Here is a 16,617-nt window from a genome sequence, read left to right as displayed (position 1 = left end):
GTGCGTCCTCCTCTCCTGTCGGCGGAGCCCGTCGGGGTCGGTCTCACTCGGGTGCTCAATCGTGTCACCGGCGGCTTTCACCTGGCTTGTACTCATGTGCCACTCACTTGCTCGGTGTCGACAGCGTTCGCGCATCGCGCTCGGCGCGACCGCGGAGAATCGCTTCGAGGTGCGTGCGCGCCGTCTCGGCGAACCACAGGGCATCGCCGCCGTAGTGCTCGACCACGATGAACCCGTCGAATCCGGCGTCCGCGAGGATGCCGGTCCCGAGCCGGTAGTCGATCGCACCCTCCGCGAGGCCGGCGTGGGTGCTGGCCGCACGCCCGCTCTCCAGCTCGATGCGGTGGCAGTTCTTGACGTGCCAGTACTCGACGTGGGGCGCGACGGTCTGGAGAGTCGTCTTCCAGCTCTCCTGCATCGGCCACGGCGCGCGAACCATGTTGGCCAAGTCGGGATTGATCCCGACGTTGCTCCGGCCGGACAGTGCGCGCACGCCGACGGCGCTCGCGCCGGTGTCCAGCACCGAACTCTCGGCCATCTCGAGGTGGATCGACTGACCGCGAGACGCGGCAGCATCGGCGACTTCGGCCACCACCTCGGCGGCCGCTTGGAGGGCCGCATCGGAGTGATCGGGCGCTTCGCCCTGGATGAGCCACGGCGGCCGAGCGCCGCTGGCGATCCCCCCGGGTGGAGTGCCGTGCAATCCGATGCTGACCAGCGAGATTCCCAGCGCGGCGGCGTTGTCCAGAGCCCGCGAGATGTTCGCGGTGAAGGCGGCCGGGTCGTCTGCGCGCGACGCGGGCGTCAACCCGATCACCGATGCGCCAGCGATCTGCAGCCCCGCATCGCTGACCAGTCGACCGATGCGCGCGATGTCGGCCTCGGTCAGAGTCGACATGGGCACGAAGATGTCGGACAGATCTACCCAGTCGTAGCCCATGTCGCGCATGAGATCGAAAGTCGTCGGCTCCAGCGCCGCGGGAAGTCCGGCGGCCGTGATGACGCCGGTCGATACGGCGATGCGGATCGTCATCGTCGTCCCTCCTTGAGGGTCGGGTACCGCAGCGGCAGCCCCGGGACTCCCGGCTCGACGGCGAGCAGCTTATGGCCGGCGAAGTTGGTGATCGCGAGCGACGACAGGCCCGGGCCGAAGTGAGCGATGTTGGTGGGCATCCGCAGCGTGGTCCCCACGGTGTCGTCCAGCAAGGTGGTCACCTCCCCTGTCGCCGGATCCGCGTGGAGGATCCGGAACGGGTAGTAGCACGAGACCAGGATGCCTCCCTCGGCGTCGACGGCGATGCCGTCCGGGGTGACCCCGTCAAGCCGGGCGATGGGCCGCACGGAGCCGTCGACCAGTTCGTTGACGCCGTAGCCGAAGCTGTCGACGTAGTAGATCTGTCCTTCGCGTCCCAGGGCCAGGCCGTTGGGAAAGGGCAGATCGACCGGAGACATGACCTCGGCATCACCGCCACCCGGAGGAATACGCGCGATGCGGCCTTCGGGGTTGTCGGGGTCCTCCTCACCCGAATCGGTGATCCACAGCCATCCGTCGTCATCGAACGCGATGTAGTTCGGGACGGTGTACTCGCGGCCGCCTGCCGAGCGGGAGTAGACCACGTTCGGCTCGCCGCGCCGAACAGCGACGACGAGGGAATTGATCACATCGCACACGTAGACGACACCGTCCGCGTCGACGGCCAGGCCGAGCACCACGCCGTCGACGCGGCCGATCTCCTCGACGTCACCGCTCACGGGGTCGATCGCGTAGACCTGACCGTGCCATCCGCCCGCGTAGAGCGTTCCGTCGGGTCCGGTGGTGACCCCCTCGGAGTGGTCCAGCCCTTGCGCGATCTCACGCACTTGTCGCACCGAAAGCATCGTCGAGCTCCTCTCCTGACTGCCGGCTAGCGTCATGCTGTCACGCATCCGCGGGGCCGGGCTTGTGCGGACAAGACACGCGCTTGCGACTTCATTCGCCGCACGGGGCCGGGTAGACGACCCCCTTGGTCAGGATGAGGCAGCTGGCAGGCACCGGCTCCAGGACGTGGACGACGGCGGCGGCCTGCAGCGCCTCCTCGTAGAACGTCTCGCGCGGCGGCGTCCGGAACGCGACATCACCGACCGTATGCCGCCGCAGCACCGTCAGGCAGTCCCGCTGCGAGGCGTTGAGCTCCTCGGGATGCCCGGGGTCGATCATCATCCGGGTGACGGCGTCATCCAGCGGCTCGTCGAGCGGGAAGACGCTCAGCACGGCATCCAGCGCGCGGCTCATGCGCGATTCACCGAGGCGGACCACCGGACACGTGACGCGGATGAGCGGGAAATTTGCATCCGCCAGCAGCAACCGGTCCGTGTGACCCATGTCGTCCAACAGATGCAGCAGTTCCCCGCGAAGCAGAGGGTCGATCCCTCGGAGCATTTCGCCCTCCTTCAGATGTGACATCGGCATCATGGCCTGTCGCGATCGGCCGATGCAGGCGTCCGTCCCGAACGCGCAAGAAGCCGTCCCCCGCGCACAAGAGCCGACGCGGCGAGGGCGGGAAAGTGAGGTGACGGAAGATGTCGATCGTGAAAGGGACGTCCGTGAAAGAATTCAAAGTTGCGCTGATCGGTGGAGGTGGCTTCATGGGCCACACGCACAGCATGGCGCTCTCCCTCGCCCCTCTCATCGCCGACGCGGGCTTCACCGTGACCAAGCACACACTCGTCGACGCGAGCGCGGAAGTGGCCGACCAGGCCGCCCGGCGCCTCGGATGGAACGCCAGCGCCGCCGACTGGCGCTCGGTGATCGCCGACCCCGAGATCGACGCGATCGACATCGTGACGCCGCCGCCGCTGCACGAGGAGATCGCGGTGGCTGCCCTCGCCGCGGGAAAGCACGTCTTCTGCGAGAAGCCACTGTCGAACGACCTGGCCTCGGCACAGCGGATGGCGTCCGCCGCCGCCGCCGCGCCCAGCGCCCGCACGCAGGTCGGGTTCAACTACCGGCACATCTCGGCGGTGCGGCACATCAAGGACCTGGTCGACCGCGGCGACCTCGGCAGTGTTCTGCAGTTCCGCGGCACCTACCTGCAGGATCCGTTCTTCTTCTTCGACAGCTTCGGCTGGCGCGGCTCCAAGAAGACCGGCGGCTCGGGCGCGGTGGGCGACATCGGTTCGCACGTGCTCGACATCGCCGAGTACGTCTGCGGCCCGATCGTGCGCGTCGGCGCGTCGACGCGTGCGCTCACGCGCCGCGGCGACGGCGGTCGCCAATGGGCCGGGGCGGACGAGGTGCGTGAAGACGAGCGTCTCGACGACAGCGGCGTATGGGTCGCGGAATTCGCCTCGGGGGCTGTCGGCACCTTCGCCGTCAGCTTCGTCTCCTACGGCCGCAAGAATCGCCTCACGTTCGAGATCGACGGGTCGCGTGGTTCGGTCGACTTCGACTGGAACCGTCCCGGGGAGTTCCAGGTCGGCCTGGAAGACGATGCGGCCGATGCTTCCGGGATGAAGACCGTCATCGTCAGCGGTGCCCACCCGGACGTGTGGTACCCCGTCGCCGGCCTGGCGCAGGGATATCTGGACGCGTCGGCCTCGCAGTTCGCCCACTTCTTCCGCAGCATCGTCGAGGGCACCCCGACGGCGCCGGACTTCGCGGCAGCCGCGCACACGCAGGCGATCGTGGATGCGGTGACGCTCTCGGCCGCGCGCGGTGAGTGGGTCGATGTCGCGGAGGTCACCGCGTCATGACCGGACGGAAGATCCGTCTCGGTACGGACCTCATCACCTTCTACGACCCGGGCCTGTGGGGGCTGCCGGCCGACATCTCGTACGAAGAACTCATGGCGGCGGTCGCCGCCGATCCCAAGCGCTACATCGAAGGCATGCTCGACATGAGCGCCCAGGCAGGATTGGAAGGAATCGAACTCGCTCCCCCGCCTGTCGGCTGGGAGACGGCGATCGAGGTCTACGGCGGACCCGATGGACTAAGGCAGGCGCTGGCCGAACGCAACCTCGTCCTGGCGTCCAGTTATCACGCCGCCGGCGGGCTGATCGCCGCCGCTCTCGAGGATCCCGCTTCGATCTCCGCCGCGAAGGAGGAGCTGACCCGTCACGCGGAACTGCTCGCCGCGCTCGGATGCCGCACCATCGTGACGGGCACCGTGCCGCGCGCACCATTCTCGGACGGGTCGTACACCGCCGATGTGCCGGCCGACCAGTTCGAGCGGATCGCCGAGATCATCGACACGTTCGGCGAGACGGTGGGCCGTCACGGAGTCACCCTCGCCCTTCACACCGACGCCTACTCCGTCTGCTCCCGAGTCAATGATGTGTCGCGCATGATGGAGCTCACCTCCGACGATCACGTGGGACTCTGCATCGACGCGGGGCACTGCACGCTCGATTCCAGCGACCCCGTCGAGATCCTCCGCCGTCACGTCGCGCGCGTCCCCGTCATGCACTGGAAGGACTGCGCAGCGCCGCTCGACGCCGCGACGCTCGAGGGGTCGTTCTTCGAACGGCACGCCATCATGCTGACGTACTTCCGCGTGCTCGGTCAGGGCGTCGTGGACTGGCCGGCGTGGCAGCAGGTTCTTCGCGACGCGCAGTGGGAGGGCTGGGCGCACGCCGAGATCGACATGTCGCCCGACCCACTGGGCGAGATCCGCGCCGGGATCGAGTACTTCCGGTCGACGTTGGCGCCGATCCATGAGTGAGGCGCTGGAGGTACGTGGCACGACTGCCGCCGGGTTCGACGATGTGGCCGACATCCTGGGTCGCAGCGCCGCCGGCGCGGCACTGTCGCAGAGTGGCGCCGCCTTGTCCGTTCGGCACCGCGGCAAGCCGGTCGTCGATCTCGTGGTGGGCGACTACGACGCCGATCGCCGTCAGGTTCTCTTCTCGGTCACGAAGATCGTCACGGCGCTCACGACGTTCGCGGCGAGGGATCGCGGCGACGTGGATCTCGATGAGCCCCTGGCTGCACGGTGGCCGGCGCTCGACCGGGAAGCGACGAGAGCGATCACCCTCCGCCAGGTGCTCTCGCACCGCTCCGGCATCAACGGGGTCGACGGCCGGTTCCCGGTGGCGACGTTCTGGGAGGGCGCCGATGTGGCGGCGGCCGCAGCGCAGGACCCCCGTTGGACACCGGGATCGCGGCATGGCTACCACATGGTCACCTTCGGATCGCTGGTGCGCGGGTACCTCGAGCACGTGACCGGTGCATCCTTCGCGGAAATGTTCAACCAGCTGGTCGAGCCGGCGGTCGGGTCCCGGGTTCACATCGGCGCGGACAAACAGGGCATCGACGATGTCCAGCCGATCCTGTTCGCTCCCCCGCGTGCGATCCGCACGCCTGTGGACCGCGCGCCCGACCACGGACGTGACGCACTCATCGAGAGCCTGCTCGCGGACGTCACCGTGTTCAACAGCCCCGAGTTCGTCCAGGCCACCATTCCGGGTATGAACGCGATCGGGACGGCGGGCGGGCTGGCAGACTTGCTGGATGCCGCGGCTCGGGGCGCATTGGTGCAGCCGGCCTCCGTCGACGAGATGGTGAAGGTCGCCTCGCAGGGCCAGGACGCCACCCTCGGCGTGCCGAGCGCCTTCGGCACCGGGGTGCAGCGACCTTTCCCGCGATTCCCGATGACATCGCCGGGATCCTGGGGACACGAGGGCGCCGGAGGCTGCGCTGCGTTCTACGACGCCGAGCGCCAGCTCGCCGTGGGATTCACGACCAACGCGTTTCCCCCGTACACCGGGCACAGCCCGGTGCTGGCCGCGCTCCTGCCGAGCCTCGTGCGCGCAGCCGACGCCGCGGCGTGACGCGCGACAGAAGGGGCCTGAACCGGATGATCCGGTTCAGGCCCCTTCTGGTTCTGGCGGCCCGGCTCCTTCGTCGTCCCGCGTCGTCGCCATCAGGCGGGAACGGACAGCAGTTCCTCATCCAGCTGCTGGGCGCGCAGCGCGCGGGGCGAGATGCCGAAGCGCGCCTTGAACATGTGGCTGAAGTGCGAGGGATCGGGAAGCCCCCATCGGGCGCCGATCCGGCTGACGGCGACGTCTCGCATCCGATCGTCGGTCAGCTCGGCACGACAGCGTTCCAGACGGCTCTCTCTGATCCAGGTGGACACCGTGCTCCCCTGCTGGCGGAACGCGCGCGCAAGCGTGCGCGTGGACACGTTGAGTGCTGCCGCGACACGGTCCTGACCCAGCCCGCTGTCGGACAGGTTTAGCTCGATGTACGCGCAGGCCTCGTCGAACAGCGTGACACCGGCGCGACCGCCGGAGTGGACGTGGTGCTCGGCGATCGTCAGCGTGAGCAATCCTGAGATGTGGGAGGCCGCGCGCTCCGAGATCGCGGTGGCGGGCCCTTCCATCACCAGGCCGCGGAGGACGTGCGCGACGAGGCCCGACATGGCGCCGGCCGCGGTGGGCACGAGCGAGTCGGCGCCAGCCATGCGCACGAGTTCATCGCCGGCGCAGGCACGAGTCATCTGCCCCACGACGATGCGACCGCCGGCTCGTACGAGCAGGGAACTCCAGCGGCCGGCGGGGGTGACGAAGAGCTCGCGCTCGCGCAGTCGGGTCTGACCCGTCGGCGAGACCAGCTCCACCTCCCCGGCGTCCGCGAAGACGAACACCACGTCCGCGGCACCGCCGCAGTCGGGGAGCCGCCACACGCCTTGCAGGTGCACGCGCGCACTGACGTGAGCGAAGCCCGCGTCTGTCTGGGTCGGTTGAGCAATCGATGTACGCATGTCTTCGCCCTCCAAGACGTCCTCGTCGGCTTCCATTGTTTAATCGTGTAACCCAGTTTGTCAAGACACGTGTAACCATCGTGTTTCGGTGTTGTTCCTTCTCGTTACGATGTGCGCTGCGGCTGATGCTCATCAGGCCCGGGCGCGGTGCATATTGCGCTCCAGAGCCAACCGGTTGCGACCTCGCGACGCCATCGGCGGTAACCGATTCCCACAGCCGACAGGCCCTTTACGCTCGGACCGGCGCCGCGAACCGCGGCTCTCGCCGAAAGGACCCAGATGACAGTCGAGCCGACACAGCGCGCGGTCACCTCCGCGGACGTCGCTCGCGCTTCCGGCGTCTCGAGAGCCACGGTCAGCTATGTGCTGAACGACCGCACCGACAAGCGCGTGAGCGCGGCCACCCGAGCTCTCGTGCTCGAGACGGCGCGGCAGCTCGGCCACGTGCCGAACTCGAGCGCTCGCGCGCTGCGAACGGGCAGCAGCACGGTGATCCTCGCTCTGGTGCCGAGCTTCAGCGTGGGCGCGGTGTTCGAGCAGATGCTGGAGCACTTGGGAACCCTCGTCGCCGCTCGCGGCTACGCCCTCCTCCTTCACCGGCTGCGGCCGGCACCTGACGCTGCGACAGCGCTGCGCGAGCTCTGGTCCCATGTCAACCCGTCCGCCATCGCGGTACTGGGCGGTGGCCATCCGCCGTCGCTCGTGCCGGCTCTTGAACGGATCTCCATCGCCCCCGTCACAACGGACACCCGCGTGATCGACCACCGGCGGATCGGATATCTGCAGGCGCGTCATATGATCTCGCTCGGCCACGAGCGCCTGGCATTCGCGGCCCCGACCTCGCCCGATCTGGAGACGCTCGCGCTCCAGCGCTTCGAAGGCACCCTGGCGGCGTGCGCCGAACATGGCGTCCCCGCCCCGCAGTTCCGCCCGGTCGCGACCGAGCTGGACCGGTCCGCTGAAGTGCTGACCGAACTGACGCACGGCGCCGACCCGGTGACGGCGGTGTGCTGCTACAACGATGACGTGGCCGCACGAGTGCTGTTGGGCGCGCAGGAGGTCGGTCTGCCGGACCTGTCGATCATCGGCGTCGACAACACGTCGTCCGCGCTGCTGGGTGTGTCGACCATCGCGATCGACACGTTGGGCGTCGCCTCCGCCCTCGCGGCGGATCTGCTCGACCGTCGGCCCCCGTCGACGACCTCCGATCAGGACGCCTTCTGCACGATCGTCGACCGCCGGCCACGCTGAGCGCCATGCTGCGCATCGTCGGGGTCACGACGCGCTGAGCGGCCGGCTGGACGGGTCCCTCGGACCCACGAACGCGTGGGCTCCTCGGTGACGCGTCGTGCGATGCCCTTGATGCACACCGCAAGGATCAGAGGCAGCCCCTGGAAGAGGTACCGCATGAACGCCGACTCCGCTCACGATGAAGGATGCCGTGACCGTCCGGTCCGTCCGGATCCCCGCGAGCCGATCACCCCGCTGCCCGCACGACCGGTGGCAGCGTCCCGTCGGCGCCGACTGCGACGAAGGGGGCGGTCCCGGCGCGTTCGCGCTGACACCGCCCCTTCGTCCGGAACGGGCCGGGCCGGCCCGGGGCAGCCCTAGTAGGCGCCCTGCATGGCCTCGAGCACCTGGTCGGGTGTGGCGGAGCCGTTGATCATCGACTGCAGCTGGGCGTACATGGCCGACTGCACCTCGGGGTTCGGCCAGAGCTGGTCGACGAAGGTGATCGAGCGCCCGGAGAGCAGATAGTCCTCGATGAGAGCGAGGTTCGGGTCATCGATGGGCTCGCCCGAGGGGATCGCCGGGATGGAACCGCCACCGCTCGCCGCGTAGAGGTCGAGATTCTGCGCGGCGAAGTCCAGGAAGGTGCGGGCGAGCTCGACGTTGTCCGACCGGGAGTTGATGGCGAAGCCGCTCATCGGCGCGACCGCCATCCAGGCCTCGTCCGCGTCGAGGGTGACGGGGAACGGGGCGAGAGTGTACGTCGAGTCCGGATTCAGGGACTGCGCGAACTGTGCGATCAGATAGGCGTCGGTCGCACCGAGGGCCTTGCCCCCGGCGATGTTCTCGATGGACTGGTTGAACGACGTTCCCGTCGCCTCGTCGTTGTAGCATCCCGCCTCGAGCGCTTCGACGTAGCGATCCAGCGTCTTCTGCCAGCCCTCGGATTCCGGGAAGGACGTCTCACCCGCGGCGAGCTCTTCGTCGAACTCCGGATCTTCCGCGTAGACGGTGCTCGGAACCGAGGTCAGGACGAACCCCTGCGTCTCGAACAGGTCCTGCGCCCCCATCGAATAGGCGGTGAGTCCCTGGGCGCGCGCGTCTTCACAGAACTGCAGCACCTCGTCCCACGTGGTCGGAATGCTCAAGCCGGCCGCCTCGACCGCCTGGTCGTTGTAGACCGCGCCGAACGCCGTGACGTCCGTCGGAAGGATCAGCGTCTTGTCGTCGACCTTGGTGTAGCGGACCAGGTCGTCGTAGACATCGCCCACCCAGCCCTCCCCGGAGAGGTCGACGAGATAGTCGGCGAGCACCTCCACCGCGACGGGATTGCCGTTGCCCGGGTTCACCCAGAAGATGTCGGCCGCGGAACCGCCCTGCAGCTGCGTGCGCAGCAGCGAGAAGTAGGTGGAGGTCTCCACGAACTCGGCGGTGACCTTCGCGTCGGGATACTCATCCTCGAACGCGTCGATGAGCGCCTCGATCCCGGCCTTGCCGGCCGTCTGCCAGGTGATGGTGAGCTCGCCCACCTCCGGATCGCCCCCGGAGGGCGACGCGGTGTTACCGGAGCAAGCCGCGAGGGCGAGTGCGGCGGCGGTGAGTCCCGCGAGCGGGACGATTCTGCGTGATTTCATACAAGACTCCTTCGGCTGGTGCTGCTGGCTGCGCCCGTTCGGGGACGGACCACTCACCCCTTCAGTCCTCCGGCGAAGCTACGGAACACCCGCCGCTGCATGAGGAGGAAGAGGAGCAAGATCGGCGCGATCCCCATCAGGAGCCCGGCGAAGATCACGTTCCAGTCGGACCCGTACTGGCCGACGAACGAATACAGGGCGACGGGGATCGTCTGGTTGCTGGTGCCGCTCAGGAAGAGCAGGGGAACGAAGAACTCGTTCCACACCAGGATGATGTTGAGGATTCCGATCGTTCCGGTGATCGGCAGCATGAGCGGAAAGACGATCGACCAGAACGCGCGGAAGGAGCTCGCGCCGTCGAGCTGCGCCGCCTCCTCGAAGTCCTCCGGCAGCTCCCTGAGGAACTGGGTGTAGAGGAAGACGCTGAACGGAAGCTGCAGCCCCGTGTAGAAGATGATCAGCGCGAGAGGTGAGCCGAGCAGACCGACGTCGCGGATCGCCGCGTACAGCGGGATCAGTCCCAGCTGGAAGGGAACGGCGAGGCCCATCATGAAGAAGGCGAAGGTCGCCCGTGACCACCGCCTGGTCACTCGGGCGAGCGGGTACGACGCCAGCGCCGACAGCGCGATCAGAAGAAGGACGCTGCCCCCGGTGACGAACACGCTGTTCAGCACCGCGGACGCCAGGTTCGCCTGCGTCCACGCATCGGCGAAGTTCTCGAGGGTCCATCCGTTTGCGGGCCAGCTGAACGGCGCATCGTTGTCGGCGTTGCTCCGAAGTGCGATCGACACGAGGACCACGAGCGGAATGGAGAAGAGCACGGCAGCGACGATCAGAACGATCTCCGCAGCGCCGACTCGCCAGGTGTACCGGTTCACGAGCGACCTCCGCGCTGAATGCGAATCTGGATGAGGGATGCCGTCAGCCCGAGGACCGCCACGAGCAGTCCGAGCACCGACGCCTCGCCGAAGTTCCCGTACGTGAACGCCTGCTGGTACAGGGCGGTCGACAGCGTCTGCGTCGAGTTGCCTGGGCCTCCCTGCGTGAGCACCCACACCTGGTCGAAGAGCTTGATGCAGGTCAGCACGGTGAGAACGATGACGATCGTGGATGCCGGCCGCAGCAGCGGCAGGGTGATGGAGAAGAAGCGCTGCCGCGCAGATGCCCCGTCGAGATGAGCGGCCTCGGTGACCTCGTGCGGGATGCTCTGCATCCCGGCGATGAAGACGACCATCGCGAGTCCGGTGAACTGCCACACGATGGAGAGCGCGACGGCCCACTTGGCGAGCGCGGGATCCCCGAGCCAGTCGGGGTCTGGGAGCCCCAGGGCCAGCGCGAACCCGTCCATGACGCTGTCCGGCGCGTACATGTACTTCCACACGAACGAGAGCACCACCGGTGTCACGACGAACGGCGTGAAGAAGATGACGCGCAGGATGTTGCGCGAGCGCACCGCCGAGGTCAGCCCGACGGAGAGCAGCAGTCCGAGCACGGTCACGGCTACGGTGACGACGATGACGTAGAAGATGGTCTGAGCCGTCGCGGCGAGCGTGAGCGGATCGGTCAGGGCTGCGACGAAGTTGTCGAGACCGACGAAGTCGAACTCGGAGTCGAGCCCGTTCCAATCGGTCAGCGCGTAGAACACCCCGCGGATGCTGGGGATGATCGTGACGAACAGATAGAACGCCGCGGCGGGGAGCACCCAGAGCACGTAGCTCGGCGACGATCCGCCGCGCCGGCGGCGGGCGGGTCTCGATGGATTCGGCCCGGCATCTCGCGGCGACGCCTCTGTCGTGTTCACTGTGGCAACCATGCCGGTCCTTCCGGATCTGTCCGTTCACTGCCATCCTGATGAACCGTCGACAGGCCTCGCTTGTCCCCTGGCGACATGAAATTGGGGGTGCCGGACACCCGCAGATCGCCTCCGGAGAGTCTTGTTACGCTCGGCGGGCGGCCGCGTCCGACGGCCGCCGGAGACGGGTTCCGCGACGAGGCGCCCGAGAAGGAGACAGGCATGGCCGAGACATCCCCGAGGTTGATCGAGCACATAGGTGTGTTGGTCGAGGACTTGGAAGCAGCCATCGCGCAGTGGGAATCGGTGCTCGGTTACACCTTCGGTCCCATCTGCCGGTACCGGACAGATTCCTGGATCGACAGCAGTGACCCGCAGCCGCACGCGCACGACGCGAGGATCGTCTTCTCACAGCAGGGACCTCCGCGCATCGAGCTCATGGAGGTCACCGGGAAGGGCACCCACGGACCTTCTCAGCTCGGGTTCCACCATTTCGGCATCGTCCAAGTCGAAGGAGCCGACGAACTGCGCAACCAGTTCATCGAGCGCGGTGTGGGAGTCGACGGCGCGTCGCTGGATGCCGAGGGTCGAGCGATCCTGTGGTTCACCGACCCGGCGGAGCTGAACGGCATCCGTCTCGAGTTCGTAGGCGTGGAGCCCCAGCCGGCTTTCACCGACAGCGGCGTGCCGCTGGTGTTCGGAGCCGACGGCGAGCCGATCTTCGACTGAGGCCTCGACGAGGAGCCCGTCAGCCGGCCGGGTTCCTCGTCGTCTCCTCCAGGAACCCAGCGATGCACCGGGCGACCGGACCCGGCGCTTCCGCCGGGGGAAGGTGCGCGGCATCCGCGATCCGGACGATCCGGCTACCGCGCGCGCCGGCATGCACCTGTTCCGCGACGGCGCGAGGAGCGACCACGTCGTGCTCACCCCACATCACCAGCACCGGCGGGGTGACCCGCCCGAGATCGGCGCGCACGTCGTAGTCGGCGAGCGCCTCACAGCAGCGGCTGTAGCTCTCGTCATCCGTAGCGTCCAGCGAGGCGAGCAGCCGCTGCGGAAGGTCGTCGCCGCGCTCCAGGGTGTGGGGCGCGAACCAGCGCTGTATCGATCCTGACCGCATCGCGGCAGTCGTGTTCGCCCGGACGAATTCCGCCCGCTCCAGCCAGGCGCCGCGCGTTCCGAGCGCCGCGCCCGAGGCGACCACCACCAGCGCGTCGACGAACGACGGCTGATCGATCGCGAGCTGCAGCCCGACCGCACCCCCCAGCGACACCCCCGCGTAGCGGATGGACGTCGCTCCCCGGAGCCGGGCCTCGTTCGCGACGGCGGATGCGAGATCCTGCACCGAGAACGGTCCTTCTGCCGCCGGCGAGGCGCCATGGCCGGGAAGGTCCCAGGCGACGACCCGATGCTCGAGCGCGAGCTGTGGGATGACGCGTTGCCACAGCAGGGACGAGGTGCCCAGCGAGGGCCCGAGGACGAGCCACGGCGCTCCGTCGGGACCGCACGGGTCGGTGAATGCGACGGCAGGCAGCGTCATCCGCGGACTCCTCTGTTCGACGGAGGTCCCGGCGGGCGGCACACCCGCCCGCCGGGCTCTCTCACTGCGGGTCGAGGACGAAGTCGTAGCGCGCCTCGTATCCTTCGCCGTCCGAGCGCGGCTGCGGGTCGAGGATCAGTTCGGGCTTGACCGCAGCCGCGATGTCGTCGTCGTTGTGCGGGTCGCCCGGGAAGTAGAGCTGCGTCGTCAGCAGCTCGAACCCGGGGTGCGATACCTTGAGGTGCAGGTGCGCGGGCCGCCAGGCGTGCCACCCGGCGGCAGCGATCAGCTGTCCGCACGCGCCGTCGGTCGGGATCTGGTACGGAGCGGGCTCGATCGTGTGAATCTCGAACCGACCGTCCTCCCCCGCGATGAAGGTGCCTCGCAGATTCCATTCCGGCAGGCCGGGCGCGAACTGCGAGTAGAAGCCGATGTTGTCGGCATGCCACATCTCGACCTTCGCCCCGGCCAGCGCGGCGCCGTCGACCCCGCGGATTTGGCCCTGGAACACCAGCGGGCGCCCCGGCTCGTCCTCACGCATGGGGATGGTCCCGTTCCACGGCTGCTCAGGGGCATCGGGTACGTAGTAGGGCCCCTCGATGGTGCCCTTGCTCCCCGCTCGGTGGTCGTTCGCGACCTGCTCGACCGAGTGCTCGACCCACACGTCGAGAAACAGCGGCCATTCGCCGTCCTCGCCGACGCGGATCAGCCATGCTTTCAGCGCGTTGTACTCGTCGTACGTGACGCGCTCTTTGATCACGGTGTCGTTGATCGCCTGGATCACGCGCGAAGCCAGTCGGCTGACGCGCGCGGGGTCCGCCGCTCCGACGCCGCTCACGCGCTGCCGGAACAGATCGGTCGCGTTCTTGCCGGATTCGGCGGCCCGCGCCTCCGTCTCCTCGGCGTAGCTGGTCTCGCTCATGGGCAACTCCTTCGTTGGTTTGTTTTCGGGAGGGGGTCTGGGTCAGCCATCACCGTCGAGACGGGACGGATGCCTCGTCAGGGGCGTGACGCGAATCTTCATGTAGGGGTACAAGGGGAGCGAGCTGACAAGCTCGTGGAGCTCGTCATTGCCCGACACGTCGAAGATCGAGATGTTGGCGTACTCGCCGACGATCCGCCACAGCTCTCGCCAGCGGCCGTCGCGCTGCAACTGGAGCGCATACGCCCGCTCGCGGTCTTTCAGATCCTGAGCGGTCTGGGGGTTCATGTCCGCGGGAAGACGGACCTCCATGTGCACGTGGAACAGCACGTCAGCTCAGCTTCCCGTCGAGCCGGTATGAGGCGAGCTTCTGCTCGTCGATGTCGACGCCGACGCCGGGTCGATCAGGCACCGCCATCCGCCCGTCGGCGATATGCAGCGGCTCCGCAGCCAGGTCGTCCGTCATGTCGAGGAAGTTCGAGAGTTCGGCCGCACGGCGCGAAGAGTGTGCGAAGGCCGCCCCGAAGACCAGAGTCGCGGTACTTCCCACCTGCGAGTCGATCTGGTTGCCCATGATCACTTCGACCCCCAAGCCTTCCGCAAGCGCGAGAAGCTTCTGCGAGAGGGTGAAACCCGTGCGGGCGGTCTTGATGCTGAGCGCCGTCGCCCCGCCTGTCGTGAGTTCGCGCGCGGCGTCTCCCAGCGTCGGCGCGCTCTCGTCGGCCACGACCGGGATGTGCGAGTGGGCCACTAGCCGTCTGCGACCGATCACCTCGGCCGCGTCGCACGGTTCTTCGAAGAAGGTGAGCCCCAGATCGCGCGTCGCATCGAGCACCTGCATCGCCTCGACCGCAGTCCAACCTCGATTGGCATCGAGGTACAGCTCAACATCGGGGCCGAGTTCCTCGCGCAACGCGCGACATGCCTCGACGTCCAGCGTGATCGGCCGGCGCCCCACCTTCACCTTGAAGACCTCGACGCCATACCGCTCCCGGTAGGCGAGCGCTTCGGCGACCATCTCCGACGCGGAGGCGAAACCCACCATGTGCGAGACCCGGAGAGAGTCGGCGTAGCCGCCGAGAAGTCGGTGAACGGAGACGCCGAGGGACTTGCCGACGATGTCCCAGAGAGCGATGTCCACCGCGCCTTTGGCAGTGACATTGCCCACGGTACGGTGCATCGCGGCATGCACGGCACTCCGGTCGCGGGCGTCCGTGCCGATCAGGGCAGGAGCGAACAGATTCTGGATCGCATCGATGACCGATGCCTGGGTCTCCCCGTACGTGTAAGGGCGCGGCGGAACGTCGGCGACGCCGACGACCCCGTCCGACGTCGTCAGGCGCAGCAGCACATGCTCCATCTCCGCGAGGTCGCCGCTGGCGAAATGCAGCGGCTTGCGCATGGGGATGCGGTACGGGATCGCCTCGACGCGGTCGATGATCATTTGCTTCCTTGACAGTGATGGTGGTGACCGCGTGCCGGTCGAGCGGTAAATCGGTGTCGACGGGTCAGGACAACAGCGTCGCCACGGCCTCGATCTCCTCCGGGTGCCCGGTGACGGTGACGGCGAGGTGGCCTCCCGCGGCGTCGACCTCCCACCGGGTATGGCTACCGCGGAGCCGCTCGCGGGCGACGAGCGCCTGAAGGCGTGCGACCGCATCGGCCACACACGCGTAACGCGCCTCGAGGCATCCCGGCTGACGGAAGATCTCGAGCAGATAGTCGTCCGCAAACTTGCGCCAGGCGCCCTTGCACTCATCCGAGCGGATGCCTATCGACGTCTGCGGAGTCATCGCGGGCCCGTGCGCTCAGAGGCCAAGTTCGACCAAGGGCTTCGCCTCGCGGATGTACGAGGGGTGGTCGTCGAGCTGCGTGATCAGCAGCAGGCTGTCCTCCGCAGCGGTCTCGGTGTGGGCGTCGCCGGGCTCGAGTACATACAAGCCGCCGGCCCGAACGCGAACCGCGTCTTTTCCGACGGGCTCCACCTTCATCTCGCCCTCGATAACGAGCACTTGCACCCACTCGTCGTGGCGGTGCTCCTGAGTGACCATGCCGGAAGGCATGCGGTAGATCGCCGAACGGATATCGAAGCCGCCCTCCCAGAGAACGCGCTTGTCCATGACGGTTCCTCGCACGTCATGCCGAATCCACTCGGCGTCCTCTGCCAGGAAATACTGCGCCATGGTCACTCCTTCCTCGGGTGTTTCTCACTCCATGGAAGCAAAGTTGGCGCGCGGGCACAGTAGAGGAATCCCCTATCCGACTACACGTATTACCTGGCGCTCGGCGCAGCTCCTCGCGCGGGACTCGGCGGACTGCCGCGCTAACGGCCGGAGGGACGCCGGTCGCGGGAGGTGACGGGCGGGTGTGGCAGGGCGACCCTGCGCACCTGCGCGCTCTGAGGCAGCTTCGACACGGTGGCGCTCACGGAGGAACCGTGGCGATAAGTTCATGCCGCCGTCGCACCGCTCGTGCCTCGCGGTCGAATGGAGAAGGTCATCGCAAGCTCGCGATGTCGGAGGCGCTGGCTGTCGTGATCACCTCGTACCCGAATCGAGGAGACGCGTGATGGCATCCGATGCGTACCAGTCCCCCGTCGCAATCTCACGGCTTAGTGAGAAAGAGACTTCGCGCGACCGCAAGAATATGCGGTCTATCAAGCCGCCCCGACTGGCGGAGCCACTCCCGAACGGCATTGACGGGATTCTCGATTACGTTGCGGGATGGCCGGCGGGTACTCGTCGGGCTTGAAGTGG

The 16,617-nt window shown here is 67.7% G+C and carries 18 protein-coding genes; 5 read left to right on the top strand and 13 right to left on the bottom strand.

Annotated features, from left to right (window positions below; all coding sequences use genetic code 11):
- Nucleotides 1–103: 103 nt before the first annotated feature.
- The 3 genes from ACSBPH_RS16305 to ACSBPH_RS16295 all read right to left on the bottom strand — a co-directional run bounded on the left by ACSBPH_RS16305 (nt 104) and on the right by ACSBPH_RS16295 (nt 2,419).
- Nucleotides 104–949: a sugar phosphate isomerase/epimerase family protein gene (locus ACSBPH_RS16305; protein WP_442575359.1), complete on the bottom strand. Its 846-nt coding sequence runs from the start codon at nt 947–949 to the stop codon at nt 104–106.
- Between the two features lie 80 nt (nt 950–1,029).
- Nucleotides 1,030–1,869, bottom strand: coding sequence for an SMP-30/gluconolactonase/LRE family protein (locus ACSBPH_RS16300; protein WP_442575358.1), 840 nt, complete (start codon nt 1,867–1,869; stop codon nt 1,030–1,032).
- Between the two features lie 100 nt (nt 1,870–1,969).
- Nucleotides 1,970–2,419 (bottom strand): RbsD/FucU domain-containing protein, encoded by a 450-nt coding sequence (locus ACSBPH_RS16295; protein WP_442575357.1) that lies wholly within the window; start codon nt 2,417–2,419, stop codon nt 1,970–1,972.
- Nucleotides 2,420–2,625: 206 nt separating this feature from the next.
- Here ACSBPH_RS16295 and ACSBPH_RS16290 point away from each other — a divergent pair, with 206 nt between their 5' ends.
- The 3 genes from ACSBPH_RS16290 to ACSBPH_RS16280 are packed head-to-tail and all read left to right on the top strand — an operon-like array spanning nt 2,626 to nt 5,808.
- Nucleotides 2,626–3,732 (top strand): Gfo/Idh/MocA family protein, encoded by a 1,107-nt coding sequence (locus tag ACSBPH_RS16290; protein ID WP_442575356.1) that lies wholly within the window; start codon nt 2,626–2,628, stop codon nt 3,730–3,732.
- A complete protein-coding gene (locus ACSBPH_RS16285) occupies nt 3,729–4,700 on the top strand; it encodes a sugar phosphate isomerase/epimerase family protein (protein ID WP_442575355.1) in 972 nt (323 codons plus the stop codon). Before ACSBPH_RS16290 ends, ACSBPH_RS16285 begins: the two co-directional genes overlap by 4 nt.
- A complete protein-coding gene (locus ACSBPH_RS16280) occupies nt 4,693–5,808 on the top strand; it encodes a serine hydrolase domain-containing protein (protein ID WP_442575354.1) in 1,116 nt (371 codons plus the stop codon). Before ACSBPH_RS16285 ends, ACSBPH_RS16280 begins: the two co-directional genes overlap by 8 nt.
- A 92-nt stretch (nt 5,809–5,900) precedes the next feature.
- On the opposite strand, the gene ACSBPH_RS16275 is transcribed toward ACSBPH_RS16280, so the two are convergent.
- Nucleotides 5,901–6,779 (bottom strand): helix-turn-helix transcriptional regulator, encoded by an 879-nt coding sequence (locus tag ACSBPH_RS16275; protein ID WP_442575353.1) that lies wholly within the window; start codon nt 6,777–6,779, stop codon nt 5,901–5,903.
- A gap of 243 nt (nt 6,780–7,022) precedes the next feature.
- Between ACSBPH_RS16275 and ACSBPH_RS16270 the strand changes: the two genes are divergently transcribed.
- Entirely contained in the window at nt 7,023–7,994 is a 972-nt protein-coding gene (locus ACSBPH_RS16270) for a LacI family DNA-binding transcriptional regulator (RefSeq protein WP_442575352.1), read from the top strand.
- Nucleotides 7,995–8,350: 356 nt separating this feature from the next.
- On the opposite strand, the gene ACSBPH_RS16265 is transcribed toward ACSBPH_RS16270, so the two are convergent.
- Genes ACSBPH_RS16265 through ACSBPH_RS16255 form a run of 3 tightly spaced genes read right to left on the bottom strand, consistent with a single transcriptional unit; the run spans nt 8,351 to nt 11,420 of the window.
- On the bottom strand, nt 8,351–9,607 hold the full coding sequence (locus tag ACSBPH_RS16265) for an ABC transporter substrate-binding protein (protein WP_442575351.1): 1,257 nt from the start codon (nt 9,605–9,607) through the stop codon (nt 8,351–8,353).
- A gap of 53 nt (nt 9,608–9,660) precedes the next feature.
- A complete protein-coding gene (locus ACSBPH_RS16260; protein ID WP_442575350.1) occupies nt 9,661–10,485 on the bottom strand; it encodes a carbohydrate ABC transporter permease in 825 nt (274 codons plus the stop codon).
- Complete coding sequence (locus tag ACSBPH_RS16255; protein ID WP_442575349.1) at nt 10,482–11,420, bottom strand: carbohydrate ABC transporter permease; 939 nt, start codon at nt 11,418–11,420, stop codon at nt 10,482–10,484. The genes ACSBPH_RS16260 and ACSBPH_RS16255 overlap by 4 nt, the downstream gene beginning before the upstream one ends.
- 201 nt (nt 11,421–11,621) lie before the next feature.
- Here ACSBPH_RS16255 and ACSBPH_RS16250 point away from each other — a divergent pair, with 201 nt between their 5' ends.
- Nucleotides 11,622–12,128 carry a VOC family protein gene (locus ACSBPH_RS16250; protein ID WP_442575348.1) on the top strand — a complete coding sequence of 169 codons (507 nt, stop codon included), beginning with the start codon at nt 11,622–11,624 and terminating at the stop codon, nt 12,126–12,128.
- A 19-nt stretch (nt 12,129–12,147) separates the two neighbouring features.
- On the opposite strand, the gene ACSBPH_RS16245 is transcribed toward ACSBPH_RS16250, so the two are convergent.
- The 6 genes from ACSBPH_RS16245 to ACSBPH_RS16220 all read right to left on the bottom strand — a co-directional run bounded on the left by ACSBPH_RS16245 (nt 12,148) and on the right by ACSBPH_RS16220 (nt 16,044).
- Entirely contained in the window at nt 12,148–12,939 is a 792-nt protein-coding gene (locus ACSBPH_RS16245) for an alpha/beta fold hydrolase (RefSeq protein WP_442575347.1), read from the bottom strand.
- Between the two features lie 61 nt (nt 12,940–13,000).
- On the bottom strand, nt 13,001–13,861 hold the full coding sequence (catA, locus tag ACSBPH_RS16240; protein ID WP_442575346.1) for a catechol 1,2-dioxygenase: 861 nt from the start codon (nt 13,859–13,861) through the stop codon (nt 13,001–13,003).
- A 42-nt stretch (nt 13,862–13,903) separates the two neighbouring features.
- Nucleotides 13,904–14,191 (bottom strand): muconolactone Delta-isomerase, encoded by a 288-nt coding sequence (catC, locus tag ACSBPH_RS16235; RefSeq protein ID WP_442575345.1) that lies wholly within the window; start codon nt 14,189–14,191, stop codon nt 13,904–13,906.
- A 1-nt stretch (nt 14,192) separates the two neighbouring features.
- Complete coding sequence (locus ACSBPH_RS16230; protein ID WP_442575344.1) at nt 14,193–15,305, bottom strand: mandelate racemase/muconate lactonizing enzyme family protein; 1,113 nt, start codon at nt 15,303–15,305, stop codon at nt 14,193–14,195.
- A 64-nt stretch (nt 15,306–15,369) separates the two neighbouring features.
- Complete coding sequence (locus ACSBPH_RS16225; protein WP_442575343.1) at nt 15,370–15,654, bottom strand: hypothetical protein; 285 nt, start codon at nt 15,652–15,654, stop codon at nt 15,370–15,372.
- Between the two features lie 15 nt (nt 15,655–15,669).
- The gene (locus ACSBPH_RS16220; protein ID WP_442575342.1) at nt 15,670–16,044 is read right to left on the bottom strand and encodes a cupin domain-containing protein; all 375 of its coding nucleotides are present in this window, start codon (nt 16,042–16,044) and stop codon (nt 15,670–15,672) included.
- Nucleotides 16,045–16,617 lie beyond the last annotated feature (573 nt).

This window comes from Microbacterium sp. F51-2R (genome assembly GCF_052180235.1).
In the GTDB taxonomy this organism is placed as follows: domain Bacteria; phylum Actinomycetota; class Actinomycetes; order Actinomycetales; family Microbacteriaceae; genus Microbacterium.
Note: the sequence above shows the minus strand (reverse complement) of the source record. Positions and strands in the feature narration are given on the sequence as shown.